The sequence below is a fragment of the Virgibacillus sp. CM-4 genome, assembly GCF_000445495.1.
In the GTDB taxonomy this organism is placed as follows: domain Bacteria; phylum Bacillota; class Bacilli; order Bacillales; family Amphibacillaceae; genus Virgibacillus; species Virgibacillus salexigens.
Window position 1 is genome coordinate 472,802 of sequence record NZ_AUQA01000002.1, and the last position, 17,312, is coordinate 490,113.

Below are 17,312 nucleotides of genomic sequence, written 5' to 3' on the forward strand. Positions count from 1 at the left end.
CTGCTTCTCCCCCCTTCACAGGTGATTCATCACAGTTCGAAATTACTCATTTATCCCTGAAACCACTTCATCAAGCGCTGCTTTAGCCTCATTTTCTAGTGTTTGTGCCGTTGCCGTAATTATGATTTGTTGTTCTTCTACCAATCCTCCAATTAATTCCGTAACCGTTTCTCTTAAATCGTTTATTGCCCAATCCACTTGGTTTTGTAGATTACGTATCGTTACTTCCTCATTCGTTGCAATTTCCGCTTCCAAATCAGCTTGCGCATTGGCAATTGCTTCTTCCAACTCAGCAACCGCTTGCGACTTTGCTTCGGTTAAATCAGAAGTTAATTGGTTTACCGCTTCATCTCCCAATTGTTCTGTAAATGCTGTTAAATCATTGGTTGCGTATTGAAGACCTTCTACTCCTAATCTTTCAATCTCTAGGTACCCATCAAGAAACACATTATAGAACTGTAATCCCATCTCCTCTAAAATCATGCTTTCTTCTTCACTCAACGATTCAATATGTGCTAGTTTTGCAGCGACGACTTCTTGAAGGGATGCTGCTGTCTCCTCTGTTCGAGCTAAATCAATATCTAACGATGCATCACGCCTCAATTGACCATATTTCTCTTCTAGTTCCGGCAGCTTGCTTTCACCGTACTCGGTAACTTCTTCTTCAATTGTCGCTACAGAATCATTAAACATCCCGTCATACCACTGGCGGATAGTTATCCCTACATCCGTATTCGCAAATACTACACCAGCGCTTGATAATATCCCTACTCCAATGACTCCCGCAGCAACTTTCGATTTTAAAGTTCCTAATCCTAGTTTCATTCTCAACTCTCCCCTTATTTTTATTATTTGGAAGGACTCGTTGTTGAATCCTTTTGATATAACCACGATTCCAGTGAACGACGAACATTATTTGATATACCTTGTTGTATCTCATGCTTCTTTTTCTCTGAATAATTGTCCAACCGTTCATAATTCGATTTACTTATTGCTTCGGTGATTTGTTCCTCATACGCTTCTCCATACTGCTGAATCTCTAGTCTAGAATCTATACGAAGTTGCTCTAGTCTTTCTTCAACGTAGTTTTGTTGATGATTTAAAAGATAGTCATTTAAAATATTTTGTTTAAAATTATCTTCCGTATGCTCGTTTATCCAACTCTTCATTTGAAAAATGGAATACCACATCTCTTTATCAGCTGCCACATGACTGGAGCTTATTAAAACGATGCAAAAAGCAATTGCTAATGATTTTTTCATTTTCCATACAACCTTTCGACTCAATACTTATCGCTTATATAGATGTATTCATTTCCATCTTTTATACTATCTTAGCAAAATATCAATAGATTAAAATCTGAATATTATACTATTTTTAAAATAGTATAATAGTTTTGCAAGATATCTATCTTTCATGCAACTGGTCTTATTTTAGGTATAAAGTCCTAGTGTTTCTTTTCTTTTTCAACAAATTCACAGAAAAACTGCAGTCTGCTCAAAACACTTAACCAAAAACAATACTATTTTCCTATTAAACCGATAACTGCTTTGATTTTTGTACTAATTACTGGATTACCCCACTAAGAAATAGGGTTAAAAATAATTAGGATGGATTGACTAAATGACGTAGTGAAAAGTCGCGTTCGCTGGAGGCATCATTCATGAATATTGATATAATTATCAATTTGACATCGTTACTCCTTGCTATGGCATTCTTTCTTATGACGATGTACAATTTAATACTAAGCATTACATACCTAATTAAAAAGGTAATTCATTCATCTTGGAATGATTGTCTTACTAATGCTTATTGTAATTATAAGTCTTCATAATGTTGCGTATTTTGGATAAATGGATAGATTGCAAGTCAAAGGAGAGAAGAATTATCTACCCTTTTATATTGATGATTAAAAGCCGAGTTAAATACTAGGCTTTACAAATTATTTTCCAAGGTATAAAATAGATCGAGTATATTATTTACCTAGGTAAATATAAGTTGAGGATGGTACTTGTGAATAACATAACAAATCGGGATCTGCTCCATTTATTAAATCAACGTTTTCGCTATTTAACCAAAGAAATGAACAACCGACTCAGTGACCATGGGTTGTATGCTTCCCAATGGTCTATTATTTTTTCTATTCAGCGATTTGGGCCAATGACACAAACAGATATATGGAAATATTTAAACATTGAAGCGCCAACCGTTACACGAACGCTTTCTCGTTTAGAAAAAGGTAGTTGGATTGTTCGAAGACAAGGAGAGGATAAACGCGAACGAGTCATTGAATTAACCGACTATGCAAAACAAAATTTTTCGGTTGTTCAAGAAACAATGGATACATTTGATGAAGATATGGTGACTCATTTATCACCAGAAGAAAGGAATCATTTGTATCGATTATTGGAAAAATTAGCAACAGGAGAGAAGTAATATGAGTCAAGAACAAAAAATATGGACGAAAAGTTTTATAAGCATTTCGATGACACAATTCTTAATTTTCATGTCGTTTTATGCTTTAATGACAACCTTACCTATTTATGTCATCGATAATTTAGGAGGGACAGAAGCTGAAGGTGGGTTAGTGGTAACTGCTATGTTATTAGCAGCAATTATTGTCCGTCTTTTTTCCGCTAAATTATTAGATAAGACCGGAAAGAAAATGGGATTAGTAGTTAGTGTGGCAATCTTTGCAGTAACTTCATTTCTATATCCAGTAATTGACGCATTTATGTCTTTATTAGCTTTACGTTTCTTTCATGGTTTATCATTTGGTGTCATTACAACTGCGACAGGGGCGATAGCAGCAGATATTATCCCACCATCACGACGAGGTGCTGGCCTTGGCTATTTTGCTATGGCAATGAATCTAGCAGTTGTTGTCGGACCTTTCATTGGGCTAACCGTATTACAATTTACGAGTTTTCAAAACTTATTCATTATTTTAGCGGTATTAATGATCGTAGCTGTCATTAATTCAATCATGGTACAGGTGCCAAGAGGAGCGAATGCTCCTGAAAAAGGGAAGCGAAAATTAACGATCCATGACTTTATCGAAACAAAGGCTATAACGATTGCACTCATTTGCAGTTTAGTATCGTTAGCTTATGCAAGTGTCATGTCCTTCATTTCTGTATACGCCAATACTTTAGGACTAGCATCAACAGCGAGTTATTTCTTTGTTGTATTTGCCGCAGTTATGCTCTTATCAAGACCATACTTTGGAAGGTCATTTGATTCTAAGGGACCGAAATTTGTTATATTCCCATGCTTAATTATGTTTACTATGGGACTAATTGCACTAAGTTTGACCAATTCACCTTGGATGCTTTTATTATCAGCTGTTCTTATTGGTCTTGGATATGGTACCATCTTACCAAGTTTCCAAACAATGGCTATACAAGCTTCACCAAAAAACAGAAGTTCTCATGCAACATCAACGTTCTTTATTCTCTATGATTCCGGGATTGCAATTGGATCATTCATATGGGGAATTGTCGCATCAGGAGTAGGGTATGCGAATCTTTATCTCGTGTGTGCAGTAATTGTTATTGTAGCACTTGCTCTCTTTAATTTATACCATTCAAGAGCAATAAAACCTAAGGCAAAACAAGAAACTGCATAGTTCCTACATCATCTCATAAAGTTCGAGGAATGGATCATCCTATCCTTCCCCGAATTTTAATATGGGTAAGACCTTCACATAGGATAACACGTGGAAATGCTGGCCATTAACCTTTGATAAATGCAATACATTTCTCGGCTATTAATTCCTTATCATGATCTAAAGTTGCAACATGGTAACTAAGCTCTAAAGACACAATAGAACGTTCTTTTGATGAAATAGATTGGTAGATTTCTTGAGAATTTTCCGGAGGAACTACATGATCTACCGAAGATGCAAAGATCATGGCTGGTATGTTAATTGTTGATAATTGTTCCCTTACTTTCTTGGTTAATGCAATAATTTCTCCCATCGATTTAACAGGTGTTTGTTTATAAGCTAATTCTTCAACCCCATTTTTTTTGATATCAGAACCGATCCCATCTATAAAGCGGGTATTTGAGTTAATAAGCTCTTGATAATTTTTGATCATTTCTGGCATATGAATAGCCGCATTGATTGGCATAATTCCCTTTATCTCTGGATGGTGTTCAGCAAGATAAAGCGTTAATGTCCCTCCCATGGAAAGCCCCGTCACATAAACTTCCTTACATGTTTCTTGAAGTTTTGCTAATCCTTTTTCCACTGTTTGAATCCAATCCTGATAGGTTGCATTTTCCATATCTTCTGGCGATGTCCCATGTCCGATTAAACGTGGTCCAAAAACCGTAAAACCAGCATTAGCAAGTTGTTCACCAAGAAATCGCATGCTTTGGGTAGAACCTGTGAATCCATGAATTACTAGCACCCCCGTTTGACTACCAGGAAAATAAAATTCTTTCGCACCCTCTATTACATTTTTCTCTGCCACGAATTAACACCTCCATCAAATACAATAATATTGTAAGCGCTTCATTTTTTTATAAAAAAATGAAAGTGATTTATAGGATCACTTTGTGCTTATATGTATTAATCAGCATCTAATATAGATGTCTTTGTTCCTTTTATATTACCACTAAGCAAAACTGGTGGCAAGACTTCTCCATTCTCCATTTGTTTAGGCTACAGCTAAAACAGCATTGATGATGGTTTTTTAAAATCACAGTAGAGCCTGGAGCAAATGGTACATCCACTTATCATGAGTTTCGTAAGGCACCGCAATCGGTACATTAATGGAATAAACTGACACAATTCAGCTAGCATATAGGCAGCCCAAAATCCACATTTCCATCTGACTCCATCGATGGAACAATTTGTTTGGCCGTTTGGTTCCTAGCCTATAATTCTTGTTGTCTACAATTCATATGAGGTCAGAAATGCAATTGCCTTATTCATCAGAGTGTTACTTCTACCATACATCCTCTAATCAAAAAGACACCACGGATTCAACAAAATGGTTATGCTGGTGTCTTTTCTCTGAGATTAATTCTTTAACTCATAAATTTCACACAAACAACTTCTGGCACTTCGACTTCACTGTCTTGTTTTGTTAATTTGCCAGTTGTTTTATCCCGAGCAAATAATACGAGATTTCCACTATGTTGATTCGATGCAATGATAAACGATTCACTTGGATCTAAAACGAAATCACGTGGCCACTCTCCGCCAGTAGCTGTCCATTCAACCAATGCTAACTGATCGTTTTTTTCCTCTACTTGGAAGACCGCAATACTATTATGTCCACGATTCCCCGTATAAACAAACTTTCCATCAGATGAAATATGAATAGCACTTGCATCATTTGTATCTGTAAAATCCTCTGGCTTCGCAAGGATTGTTTGTTTTTCTGTAAACCTACCTTCGCTTGCATGATAATCAAGTACAATGACTTCTGAACTTAATTCTGTCAGAACGTAGGCTGTGTTCCCATTTGGGTGGAATACAATATGACGAGGACCACTGCCTGGTTTCGTATGTAATGTTTGATGTCGAATCAATTTATTGTTTTCCACACGATACGTGACGACCTCATCTGTACCTAAGTCACATACGACAACATAACTCCCATCAGGAGTAAATCCAGCAAAGTGGACATGGGATTTTTCCTGTCGTTCATGTGGACCGTTCCCTTCATGCGTTACAAATGAGCCAGTTTCTATCTTGCCACTTGTATGAAGAGCATGGATAGCAACTTCACCTTTGTGATAATTCCCTGATACCACTTTTCCATCATGAACACTGACATGACATGGCGCTCTTCCCTCTAGAAGCTGTTCATTTAGTTTGTTTAGTTCCGCTTCTCCATCTATTTGATAAGCATGTACACCTCCCAAATCGCCGTCCTGACCAACAGCAAATAAGAAACGGTTATCATCGCTAATGGTTACATATGTAGGACTACCAACAGTAGCAACAGCTTTTACTGCATGTAATACTTGTTCTTGGGTATCCAGCTCAAAACGATAGATTCCTTTGCTATTTTCCCTTGTATAGGTTCCTGCAAATCCAATATAGTTTGTCATTCTACCCTACCCTTTCCATATACTGAAATACTATATAGCTAGAATTGTACGTTTAAATAGGTGAAATGTAAACCTCGACACTTCCTTTTCGATCAATATGTAAAGTGCCCGAGATAATTTATCTCGGGACACGATTCTACATATAGTTCCTCTTTATTTCCTTATTCCATGTCTTGCTGAATATCTTTTCGCCGTTTTCAAACGCTGACATGGTATTTGTTAAATAAAAGTTTGCTTCGTCGCTCGTCATTTCACTAAAAGTAACTAACTTAGTCTGCCAATCACCTCTGCCAACTTTTAATTCCCATTCACAAGAAGCCGTTGCCGATAAGGGGTCGTTTTCTTTAATCGTATAGGTATTTTTATTTTTACTTCCATACTCTAAACCATTGGTTACTAATTTCCGTTCCCCTTCATCGGAATAATCTTCTAATTTCCATGCTCCTGTCACTGTATCATGACTAACTTTTCTGCTTCGTTCTTCCATGCGTAATACTTTCTTTTCCATTACCTGAGCGATTTCAGGGTTTTCAAATCGTACCTGTTCATCGTTAGATTGCGCTTTTCTAATTGGTAATGAAAGCTTTGTATCCTCCCCAGTATGCAGGGTCAGTGTAACAGCTTTCGGAGACGGCCATGCTGACGGCCAGTAAGCTGGTGAAACAGCTAACTCTAACCGATGTCCTATAGGAATATGCTGACCGATTGCATCTAGTTGTACCGAGACCTGATATTTTTCTCCTGGAATTAGCTTGTCAGGATACTCATGTGAATTGCGATGGGTTAAATTAAGTACACCCGAGCTAATTAGTGTGGATTCCCCAGTCGGTGCTTTATCACATAATCTTACTGCTAATAAAGCCTGTTCTTGATCTGATTCAATCGTAGCATGGAACATAGGGAACCCTAAGATTTCCATATTTTCTTCCATTGGCTCGGAGGTAAATACGGTTGTCATGCCATTTTCTAATCGTTGGTCTGAAGGAAGGTCACCTGGTTGACCAAACGGACAAAATACCCCTGCATAAAATCCATGCTGTTGAACACTTGGAACCGTTATGCTATCTTCATTAGCTGCTTCTGAAAGCTGCATATGGTTCGGATAAAAATTCTTCTTAGCGATACTCTTGGAAGGCCATTCTTGATCTGCCACCCATTTACCAGGACGCACATCATAACTTACTTTAGGAGGAGCACTATCTTGGATATAAGTGGTTAATTTAGGTTCATCCATGATGCCAGTATCATTTCCCTTTAACCAGTGATCCCACCAACGTAGGCACTCTTGCAGAAATCCAATTGCTGGTTCCGGTGTAGCAACCTCGGGATACTCATGAGCCCAAGGTCCAATCAACCCTTTCGCATTTGGAAGACGCTCAATTAGGCGAAATACTGAATTGGTATAGCCATCCTGCCAGCCACTTACAGCAAACACAGGAATTTTAATATCGGAATAGTCTTCACAAACAGAACCATGTTTCCAATAATCATCTCTTACTTGGTGACTGACCCATTCTTCCACAAATGGAGGCGTATTCTCTAATCGATCCAACCAGTTTTCCTTCCAGCTCTCTCCTACTACCTTGGGGTCTTGTGGTCTAGCATTATAAACAAACATCGTTGACGCCCACCAAAGCATATCCGAAGCAAGCATCGTTCCTCCCTTGTAATGGACATCATCTGCATAGCGATCGTCCGTTGAACATAGCGTAATAATCGTTTTTAATGCCGGATGATTCCTCGCCGCTACTTGTAAGCCACTAAATCCACCCCAGGATTTCCCAATCATTCCGACGGAACCAGTACTCCACGGTTGGTTTGAAATCCAATCCAAGACGTCTAAAGCATCATCCTGTTCTTGCTTTAAATACTCATCTAATAAAATACCATCCGAATCACCAGATCCTCTTATATCTACTCGAATGCTCGCATAACCATGCCCAGCAAAATAAGGATGACGTATGGAATCTCTGATTGCAGTAAAATCATTTTTTCGGTATGGAATATATTCTAAAATCGCAGGTACGGGGTTCTCTTCGGCATCCACAGGCAGCCAGATGGTGGCCGCAAGTTTCTTGCCATCTGACATTGGTATCCAAATATGGTCAACTTTCTTTATTTCACGTGGATAATCTGTTTTAATTCTCCGCTCCTCTGAGTCTCTAACATTAAATACCAAGCTTATCTTCCTTTCTTGTGTTGCAACTTAATTTCCTAAAAAACGATAATTTATTTTCACTCTTTTATCTGGCTTAATCGTTCTCATTACGCTTTCATACACATAACATATTGTCCGTTCCACTGCTTGTTCCTTAGAGTAGTTACGTCGATGATTCATGAATGTACTCATCATTCCTTTCCAGACCATTAACGTAACATCAGCAATATAATCAATGTCTTCACGATCAATAAATTCTTCTTCCACTGCATTTTCGATATACAATGCGCTTCGTTTGGAGAAATTCTGTTCCATAATAATGGATTTAATCTGCTCAGGTAATCCAATAAGATCATCTTCGTATATACTATAATAGTCTTCCAACAGATCCTCAGGTATTGCTCCCAAATTATCCATAAAAAGAATAGCGTAGATTTCTGGCTGCTCAAAGGAATGCTTACAAAAGCATTCCCATGAATATAGCCATTTTTCTACAGTATTATTGCCTTTTTCCATATATGCTGGTAGTTCCTCTATATAAGTTGTTGTAAATCGCATGGCTGCAAAGAATACGAGATGAGATAAATCCTTAAAATAGTTATATGCTGTAGAACTTGTATATCCAGCGCGATCTGCGATTTTTCGTATAGTTATATTGTCAATTCCTTCTTCTTCAATAATTTCCGCAGCAGCATCGAGAAAATAACGCCACATACGTGCACGTTGTATTTTCTTTTTCATTTAACTGCCTCCTCACTTGAACATTTACGAACGACGTTTCTTCACATATACATGTTGATCTTCATTCTGTCTCAACCATCTTACCAAAGATATAGACAATAGAATATACATGATTAAAATCGGAACAGAGACTAAAACAGATGATGTTTGTACGACACTAAGCCCACCTGCAATGGTTAAACTAATTGCTAATGCTGATAGTAGTATTCCCCATAATAATCGATGCCAACGTGCTGGCTCAGCATTACTGTACAATTCTTTTGTTGCAACACTAGCAATGACATAGCTTGCAGAATCGAGCGAAGTTGCTAAGAAAATAAAACCTAAAACAACAAAGAAAATGGAAACAACGATAGGCATAGGGAGTGAGTTTAAGACCGCTACAATAACAGCTGGCTCACTCTGTTCTAAAATAGGAACTAAATCTACTTTTCCAGTTAATTGAAGATCCATCGTGTAACCACCAAAAACGCCGAAATAAAGCCAACTTCCTAATGCACCCCACATGAGCACATTAAATACTAACTCACGAATGGTTCTTCCTTTGGAAATACGAGCCACAAAAATTCCAATGAACGGGGCCGTCGCTGCAAACCATGCCCAATAAAAGACCGTCCACGCTTGAGGAAATCCTCCTTTTTCTATTGGATCCGTATACAGACTCATTCTCATAAAATTATCCAACATTAAACCAAGACTGTTTGTGAAATAGGATAGAATAAATAATGTTGGCCCAACAATAATCACAAATATCGCCAACCCCAATGCTAAATAGACATTCCAATCACTTAATTTACGTATCCCCTTATATAATCCAAAATAAGCACTTGAGCTAAAAATAACGGTCCAAATCAAAATAATAACAATATTTAAGCCTAATGATGGCTCTATCCCAATTAGATTTCCGATTACTGCAGATACCATTGGGACACCAAGGCCTAGCGATGTTCCTAACCCGCCAATCATGCTCCAAATTACTAATATATCAATAATTTTTCCGATAATTCCATCTGCATGCTTTCCAAGCACACCTCGGCAAGCCGCACTGATACGAAGCGAACGCTCTTTTCTTACATAGAAGCTATAAGCCATTACGACGGCTGGCAATGCGTATAGTGCCCATGCAGAAATACCCCAGTGAAATAGCCCATAGCTGACTGCATATTCAGCAGCAGTAGTGGATTCGCCTTCGATGCCAAATGGAGGACCCGTATAATAATAAAGTGGTTCGACAATCGACCAAAACATGATACTGGTACCCATACTTGCACAAAAGAGCATACCTCCCCAGCTAAACCGAGAAAACTCGGGTTTATCATCTATATCCCCTAGTTTCACTCTTCCATATTTACCCAACATCAACCATGCCAAAATAATAAATAAACCGATCGTTAAGAACTCAAACGCCCAATCTAAACGGTGTGTAATATCAGTCATGAGGCTTTCCACTACTGGACCAGCGGATTCTTTAAAAATAACTAAGAATAAGGTTGCAACTATAACTACCAATAAAGATGGCCAAAAAATAATTTGATCTACTTTTACTCTCATAACGTTTTTTACATACCTCCCCTTATTTATACATTTTATGAACGCGTTTTTTATATGAACACGTTCATATTAACATAATAATAAAATATATCAACCGCTCCTAAATGGATTGAAAAATTCGTTTTAAAATTAAAAAACCCCCTAGATAATAATAACTAGCCCTGGGGGGGATTAGTGTTATTTGTCCATTGATCCATTTACCATAAAGTCAACATATTGTTGAATCATTTGATCATTAAATAGAGTGACCTAATCTCCCTTATGAATACGATAATGCGTATACACTTGTAAACAAAAAATAGCAAAAAATACCTATTGAAAGAGAAATCCAAGCTATTAAGACTTGTTTCATTCCATCCGTTTCTAGTATTTAAGCACCCGAATAGCGCAGACTTTTAGCATTTTCCTTTATTGCTTTTTCCTCCTGAAAAAGCTATCGAATAATTCGATAGCTTTTTTTACCTTTAATTCGTTACCTATCTATTTTTAAAATAACCTTTCCATAGCAAAATGCCAATTACAACTTGGAAAACGATAAATCCATATAACCAGACGGAAAGCATAGGATTTACAAACATATTAACACCTCTTCACATGCTTTATGCCTTAGTAATACTAATACGAAAGTTACACACTTGTTTTCTCTGCTTGATTATAAGAATAGGTGTGACGATTTAAAAATGGTGCAGTAATGATAATTGTGAATATCCCAATGAAAGTTGCTACTGCTCCTGCTGACATGGTACTTGGAATAATTCCTCCAAAATACAGAATGAGATAGGATAACACACCAACAGCCATAGAAATTTCAGCTGCTCGTGCTGGCGCTTTTCTTTTTCCATAAATAGCATGTAAGATTGGTCCTAAAGTTCCTGCAGCTACACCAGAAATACCAATCCACATGACATCACCCATATAAGCAGGAGGTCTTACTACAATTAGAAAGGCAACTAACCCTATAATTGGAACAGTTACACGACTAATAATGAGAGCAATTCGCTCTGCCTTTTGGTTATCTACTTTAATTATTCCTCGTTTTACTAATACTTTTAGAAAAATATCATTGGCAAACACCGTTGAAATGGAAACAAATAGACCATCCGTTGTAGACATTGCAGCTGCCAGTATAACAACACCAAATATAGCCACAATAATAGCCGGAAATGCCCAGACAATATATTCCATTAATGCTACATCCGCGCTAACTACCGTATCCCCTAATGCAGCACGACTATAGATGCCACCAAATAAAACAACAAGTGAAAATATACTAGCCACAATGTACGTGACAATCATCTTTCCTAGATCTTTCTCATTCTTCAACCCTAACACTTTATTAAACAAATGAGGGGCAGAAGCGAATGCCCACTGAATCACGATGGCACCTACCACAACACCAATTGAATAAAAATGCGTCGATTCTGGGTTAAAAATACGCACCAAATTTTCATTTTGATTTGCTAAATTCGACGTAATTCCACTAAATGTTGCTGTTATACTGCCTTCCCAAAAAATAACGATCCCCGATACAAATATAAATAGACCGCCAATTCCCATCATCACTGCTTGAACAGCGTCCGTGTAAATATCAGCAAATGCCCCTCCAGCGAAGACATACAGAATAACAATAGCTGCAATTACAATTAAACCTGTGGTATAAGGGATATGTAATAAATATTCAAATATACGGGCACCTGCGACGAATTGCCCAGCAATATAAAATACATTAAATAATAATATAATCCCCGTACCTACTCGTAATATATCACTCTTATAAAAATCACCGAGCCAATCAGGAAGTGACAGTGATTTTTGTCCATTATTTAACTTCCTTACTCTTTTCGCTACCATAATTACACCAATTGGGCCACCACCAATCATTGCCAAAAACAGCCAAAGGTTAGATAATCCCCAGTCATGCGACCAGCCTGGATAACCGAGAAACGTAGCGGCACTTAAATAAGTTGCTGTGAAGGACAGACCAAGCACATAAGGACCAAGATTCCCCCCACCAATCGCAAAATCCCTCACATTCTTGGTTTTTTTTGAACTGACCAAGCCAAGCAAAAACATCACAACTAAAAAAATAGTAAAACCGATCCATGTATAGATCGTAACTGTACTCATCTCTGTCCCTCCTTTCTCACGGTGCTTTATTTAATTCATTCGCACAGTTCTAAACTGTTGTTTGAGCTTTTCTAGCTGGGTGATTGTCCGGTACATGTCTACGTCCTTTACCAAACATATTCTCTCTTAGTGTCTTCCCCTCATATTCTGTACGATAGATGCCACGCTGTTGCAGTTCCGGTATAACGTAATCAACAAATTCCTGGAATGTCCCTGGTGAATAGGACTGGGCAATATTAAACCCATCTGCATCGCCAACGGTAGCCCATTCTTCAATTTTATCGGCTATTTGTTCGGCAGTACCAATGAATTTCACCGTCCCATTCCCAAGTCCATGATTCTTCACTGCTTCACGTAGTGTCCACTTTTTATTTGGGTCCTTAGTGTACATATCTAAATTACCCTGTACTGCTTCTGTTTCCATATCTTCCATATATTGATCTGGGTCATAACTTGAGAAATCAATTCCTGTATGACCAGATAATAAAGCAGCTGTCCCCTCGTAACTGACCTGTTCTTTTAATCCTTCATATTTTTGATACGCTTCTTCTTCTGTCGAACCAATAATTGGTAGAATCATTGGAAAGATTCGTACATCTTCTCGATTACGCCCTTGCTTTACTGTCCGATTTCGGATATCGGCTGTATAATTCTTTAATGCATCCAAGGAATGATTTTTGGTAAAGACTCCCTCCGCATGTTTAGCTGCAAAATCTCTTCCTTTTGGAGAAGCACCAGCCTGAAAAATGACAGGTGTTCGCTGTGGAGAGGGCTCTACTAAATGCGGGCCAGGTACTTGAAAGAATCTTCCTTCATGATTAATTAAATGTACTTTTTCTGGGTCAGCAAAACGATCATTCTCGCGATTATAAACAACGGCATTTGCTTCCCAGCTTTGTTCCCAAAGTTTGTACACAACTTCCAAAAATTCATCTGCTCGATCATAACGCAATTCTTTTGGCAGTCTACTAGTAAGTCCTAAGTTTACAGCTTCACTTTCTAAATAAGAGGTGACGACATTCCAAGCCACCCTTCCATTTGTTAAGTGATCAAGCGTAGAAAGCTGACGAGCTAGTGAATACGGTTGTGCATATGTTGCTGATATCGTCGGTGCAAATCCTAGATGTTCTGTTACAGCAGCCATAGCTGCTATTGGAATTAGTGGATCATGAGCTGGAAGCTGTACTGCATGCTCCGTTGCAGCCTGATGACTATTGTTATAAACGCTGTAAGTTCCTAATACATCGGCAATAAATAGAGAATCAAATTTCCCTCTCTCTAGCAATTTAGCAATGTCCATCCAGTAGGTAAGTGTATTATGTTTAACTCCTTCATCCTTTTCATGCTTCCACAAGCCTGTCGAATGTGGAGAAGGTGAATTCTGAATAAATCCGTTAAAGTGAATTTGTTTAGCCATATCCAACTCTCCCTTATGCGTTATCCTAAATTAAATCTTTACCACTCTGGTGATTTTCATCCTCCCCTGATTGATGGTAACTCATGAGGATTCGGTGCCCCCGTGCTAACCTAGGAGACGGTTTAGTCGTCATAGGCATTAAGTGCATTTACACTATGTGCCAAAGCAGACCCTGCTTTCAAAGCTACAGCTACGAAGATTGCTTCAGCAATTTCATGGCGGTTTGCCCCCGCATGTTTTGCATTTTTCGTATGAAGGTCAATACAATATGCACAGCCTGTGGTATGTGCTGATGCCACTGCAATTAGTTCCTTTTCTTTCTCAGTCAGGTAATTCGTTTGGATTGCTTGTTTATCAAAATCAAGAAATGCGTCAAATGTAGCCCCATTTAATGCTGCAAATTCCTTTAATCGGTTAAAATAAGACGCCTGATACAAATTATCAGTTCCTTCCCCGTCATACGCATTCAATGCATTAACTCCATGGGCTGCTGCTGATCCTGCCTTTAATGCTGCTGCAACAAAGATAGCTTCAGTTACCTCTTCTTTTGTTGCTTTTTGTTTCTTCACATTGCCTACATGTAATTCAATGCAGTATGGGCATCCTGTAATATGTGCTACAGCAACGGCAATTAATTCTTTTAGCTTTGCCTGCAACTCTCCTTCAGCTAAGGCCTGATCATTAAAAGCAAAAAAAGTATTACATGTTTCTGGGGCATATTCTCTAAGCTCTTGAATCCGTGAGAAATAGGATTTTTTATACAAACTCTCCGTTATATTACTCAATGTTATCGCTCCTTTAATAAATAAATCATTTCACTAATTAAATATAACTTTTCCCATTCATTTAGTTGGATTAATGGAAGAGGATATACGGTTTCTATAATGACCAATGAAAAAACCCCTTCCGATGAGAAGAGGTTGCTGTATCGCCTACATTCTCTCATCTTTCAAGCAAATGCTTGCTGGAATTAGCACCTTGTTATATGTAACGGTTGCTGCGGGATCACTGGACCAGATTCCTCCCCCGACTCTAGATAAGGAATATTCAATTTAATTAGTAAGAATTGTACACAATAATACCGAATACCGAAAAATGTGTCAAGTATGATTTTTTACATTTTTCCGATAAGATCTTTTTAATTGTTGGTTAAGAGACTACAATTCTATCTTTTGACCTATTCCTAGCGATTTCGCTTTTACATAAATTCCTTTAGCTACGACAAGATCAAAATAGGCAGCTCCAACGGATTTAAAAAAAGTAATTTCTTGATCTGTTTCTCGCAATAATCGATCTCCACCACCAACATCACTTAACTCTGCGTGGATGTGAGAAAATTGCCAATCACTTTCTTGATTCGCATAAATTAACTCACCAGCTTCTTCTTTTATACTGGCTAAATCATCCACAATAATCTTATCAACTGTCTGAATGGTTTTTAGATCTACTTCTCTCATGCTAGGCAAATACGAACCAACCCCATTTATATGCATACCAGGTCGTAGATCATTTCCATCGAATACCGGATTATCCGACCTTGTACTACAAGCAATAATATCGGACACTTGCATGACTTGCTTCGGTGAATCCACTACTTTGATTGGAATCGTAATCCCCCAGGTCATTAATGCTTCTTTGAATGTGTACGCCTTTTCGATCGTCCGATTAAATAGGATTAATTCTTGGATAACACGAACTTCCAAAACACCTAGGACTTGTTCAAAGGCCATGGCCCCCGTTCCAATCACTCCCAATGTTTGTGCATCCGTTCTAGCTAATTTTTCTGTCCCTATCCCGCTCAGTGCTCCTGTACGTAAACGAGTTAAAAATGATGCACTCATCATACAAATATGTTCCCCATTACTAGCGTCGGTTAATACTAATGCACCTTGAGTAGTTGGCTTTCCTTGTTTCGGATTCTCAGGAAAAATACTGACTAATTTCACGGAGGCAATTTCCTGTGATAAGTCTGCACTTGGCATATATAGACTCGAAGCTTGATGCGCCGGTATGTCAATGACTGTCCGATGCGGATTAGTAATTTGTCCTTTCTTTTTAGAAATTAACCCTTGCTTTACATCATAGATTGCATCGTTCATAAAATAATGATCCTTAATTTCTTGCTCTGAAAGAATTAACATAGCTTTCTTCCTTTCATGTATATGTAATAGAAAAGTGCAAGCGCAGTTATGAGAATATCGGCATAAAACCTTTCTCAAATCGCATCTTGCACATTATAAACCGACTATTTTTTAAAGATTCCTTTTAATACAAAGGCAACGTTAGCTGGACGTTCGGCCAAACGACGCATATTATAACCAAACCAGTCATCTCCATACGGCATATATACACGTACTTTATATCCTTCGTCGACTAATCGTTCTTGTAATTCAATACGAATTCCATAAAGCATTTGAAACTCGAATTGGTCACGAGGAATATCATGCGCTTTTTCCAGTTCTTTGGTATAAGCAATAATACTGTCATCATGCGTTGCAACAGCTGTGTAATTCTCATTCAATAAGTTCTTTTTTATAATTTTTTTATAGTTATCATCGACATCCTGTTTATTTGGAAATGCCACTTTTTCGGACTCTTTATAAGCACCTTTAACTAAGCGAAGATAAGGGTTGTAGCTATCTAATGCGTCTAAGTCCTCTTCCACGCGATAAAGATACGCCTGTAAAACCGTTCCCAAATTATCAAATTCCTGTCGTAATGACTTAAATATGGTTAACGTCTGTTCTGTACGCTGATAATCTTCCATATCAATCGTTATAATCACACCATATTCTGTCCCAGCCTGCAAAATTTTTCGCATGTTCTCCATAACTAATTCATACGATATATCCATTCCCAAAGAAGTTAATTTCAACGATAATTGTGCATTCAATTCTTTTTCTGCAATGACCTTGATCGCCTGAATACATTCCTGAGCAGATTGCCTAGCCTCGTCTTCATTATCAATGAACTCTCCCAAATGATCGACTGTAACGTCAAATCCTTTGGCATTTAACTCTTTTATTTTTTCAGCCGCACCATTAATATCTACTCCTGCAACAAATCGCGATGCTCCAAATCGAAAACCATACTTCTTAGCTGCTTTCGTTAGTGGTTTATTATTGGATAAAAATAAAAAGAAATTGCGCATGATTTGTTCCACGTTGATCCTCCCCCCAACCATCTATAGTTTATGAACGATCAAAAGCAAGGGAAAAACACAATAAGTGATTTCCCATGATTTTGATT

General features: G+C 37.9%; 14 protein-coding genes and 1 riboswitch. Of the genes, 2 read left to right on the forward strand and 12 right to left on the reverse strand.

Annotated features, from left to right (window positions below):
* Positions 1 to 42: 42 nt before the first annotated feature.
* A complete protein-coding gene (locus M948_RS26070) occupies positions 43 to 825 on the reverse strand; it encodes a hypothetical protein (RefSeq protein WP_021289321.1) in 783 nt (260 codons plus the stop codon).
* Between the two features lie 23 nt (positions 826 to 848).
* Positions 849 to 1,262, reverse strand: coding sequence for a hypothetical protein (locus M948_RS26075; protein WP_021289322.1), 414 nt, complete (start codon positions 1,260 to 1,262; stop codon positions 849 to 851).
* Positions 1,263 to 2,013: 751 nt separating this feature from the next.
* Here M948_RS26075 and M948_RS26080 point away from each other — a divergent pair.
* Both M948_RS26080 and M948_RS26085 read left to right on the forward strand, forming a co-directional pair.
* The gene (locus M948_RS26080; protein ID WP_021289324.1) at positions 2,014 to 2,436 is read left to right on the forward strand and encodes a MarR family winged helix-turn-helix transcriptional regulator; all 423 of its coding nucleotides are present in this window, start codon (positions 2,014 to 2,016) and stop codon (positions 2,434 to 2,436) included.
* Position 2,437: 1 nt separating this feature from the next.
* Positions 2,438 to 3,628, forward strand: a complete 1,191-nt coding sequence (locus M948_RS26085; RefSeq protein ID WP_021289325.1) for an MFS transporter — start codon at positions 2,438 to 2,440, stop codon at positions 3,626 to 3,628.
* A gap of 106 nt (positions 3,629 to 3,734) precedes the next feature.
* Here the strand turns inward: M948_RS26085 and M948_RS26090 are convergent, their stop codons facing one another.
* From M948_RS26090 to M948_RS26135, 10 genes are all read right to left on the reverse strand, one after another.
* Positions 3,735 to 4,478 (reverse strand): alpha/beta hydrolase, encoded by a 744-nt coding sequence (locus M948_RS26090; protein ID WP_021289326.1) that lies wholly within the window; start codon positions 4,476 to 4,478, stop codon positions 3,735 to 3,737.
* Between the two features lie 559 nt (positions 4,479 to 5,037).
* Entirely contained in the window at positions 5,038 to 6,069 is a 1,032-nt protein-coding gene (locus M948_RS26095) for a lactonase family protein (protein WP_021289327.1), read from the reverse strand.
* Between the two features lie 136 nt (positions 6,070 to 6,205).
* Positions 6,206 to 8,248 carry a CocE/NonD family hydrolase gene (locus M948_RS26100; RefSeq protein ID WP_021289328.1) on the reverse strand — a complete coding sequence of 681 codons (2,043 nt, stop codon included), beginning with the start codon at positions 8,246 to 8,248 and terminating at the stop codon, positions 6,206 to 6,208.
* Positions 8,249 to 8,275: 27 nt separating this feature from the next.
* Positions 8,276 to 8,968, reverse strand: coding sequence for a TetR/AcrR family transcriptional regulator (locus M948_RS26105; protein ID WP_021289329.1), 693 nt, complete (start codon positions 8,966 to 8,968; stop codon positions 8,276 to 8,278).
* Positions 8,969 to 8,992: 24 nt separating this feature from the next.
* Positions 8,993 to 10,519, reverse strand: a complete 1,527-nt coding sequence (locus M948_RS26110; protein ID WP_021289330.1) for a BCCT family transporter — start codon at positions 10,517 to 10,519, stop codon at positions 8,993 to 8,995.
* Positions 10,520 to 11,146: 627 nt separating this feature from the next.
* Positions 11,147 to 12,646, reverse strand: a complete 1,500-nt coding sequence (locus M948_RS26115) for a sodium:solute symporter family protein (RefSeq protein ID WP_021289332.1) — start codon at positions 12,644 to 12,646, stop codon at positions 11,147 to 11,149.
* Between the two features lie 49 nt (positions 12,647 to 12,695).
* Positions 12,696 to 14,063, reverse strand: coding sequence for an LLM class flavin-dependent oxidoreductase (locus M948_RS26120; RefSeq protein WP_021289333.1), 1,368 nt, complete (start codon positions 14,061 to 14,063; stop codon positions 12,696 to 12,698).
* 122 nt (positions 14,064 to 14,185) lie between these two features.
* A complete protein-coding gene (locus M948_RS26125; RefSeq protein ID WP_369759830.1) occupies positions 14,186 to 14,839 on the reverse strand; it encodes a carboxymuconolactone decarboxylase family protein in 654 nt (217 codons plus the stop codon).
* 163 nt (positions 14,840 to 15,002) lie between these two features.
* Positions 15,003 to 15,106, reverse strand: a riboswitch (SAM riboswitch).
* Between the two features lie 114 nt (positions 15,107 to 15,220).
* Positions 15,221 to 16,204, reverse strand: coding sequence for an ornithine cyclodeaminase family protein (locus M948_RS26130; RefSeq protein WP_021289336.1), 984 nt, complete (start codon positions 16,202 to 16,204; stop codon positions 15,221 to 15,223).
* Positions 16,205 to 16,308: 104 nt separating this feature from the next.
* Positions 16,309 to 17,226 carry a proline dehydrogenase family protein gene (locus M948_RS26135; RefSeq protein WP_021289337.1) on the reverse strand — a complete coding sequence of 306 codons (918 nt, stop codon included), beginning with the start codon at positions 17,224 to 17,226 and terminating at the stop codon, positions 16,309 to 16,311.
* Between the last annotated feature and the right edge of the window lie 86 nt (positions 17,227 to 17,312).

Coding starts and splice junctions, on each gene's coding strand:
- M948_RS26105 (WP_021289329.1), bottom strand. CDS start 8,968: ATGAAAAAGAAAATACAACGTGCACGTATGTGGCGTTATTTTCTCGAT.
- M948_RS26115 (WP_021289332.1), bottom strand. CDS start 12,646: ATGAGTACAGTTACGATCTATACATGGATCGGTTTTACTATTTTTTTA.
- M948_RS26120 (WP_021289333.1), bottom strand. CDS start 14,063: ATGGCTAAACAAATTCACTTTAACGGATTTATTCAGAATTCACCTTCT.
- M948_RS26070 (WP_021289321.1), bottom strand. CDS start 825: ATGAAACTAGGATTAGGAACTTTAAAATCGAAAGTTGCTGCGGGAGTC.
- M948_RS26130 (WP_021289336.1), bottom strand. CDS start 16,204: ATGTTAATTCTTTCAGAGCAAGAAATTAAGGATCATTATTTTATGAAC.
- M948_RS26095 (WP_021289327.1), bottom strand. CDS start 6,069: ATGACAAACTATATTGGATTTGCAGGAACCTATACAAGGGAAAATAGC.
- M948_RS26075 (WP_021289322.1), bottom strand. CDS start 1,262: ATGAAAAAATCATTAGCAATTGCTTTTTGCATCGTTTTAATAAGCTCC.
- M948_RS26085 (WP_021289325.1), top strand. CDS start 2,438: ATGAGTCAAGAACAAAAAATATGGACGAAAAGTTTTATAAGCATTTCG.
- M948_RS26110 (WP_021289330.1), bottom strand. CDS start 10,519: ATGAGAGTAAAAGTAGATCAAATTATTTTTTGGCCATCTTTATTGGTA.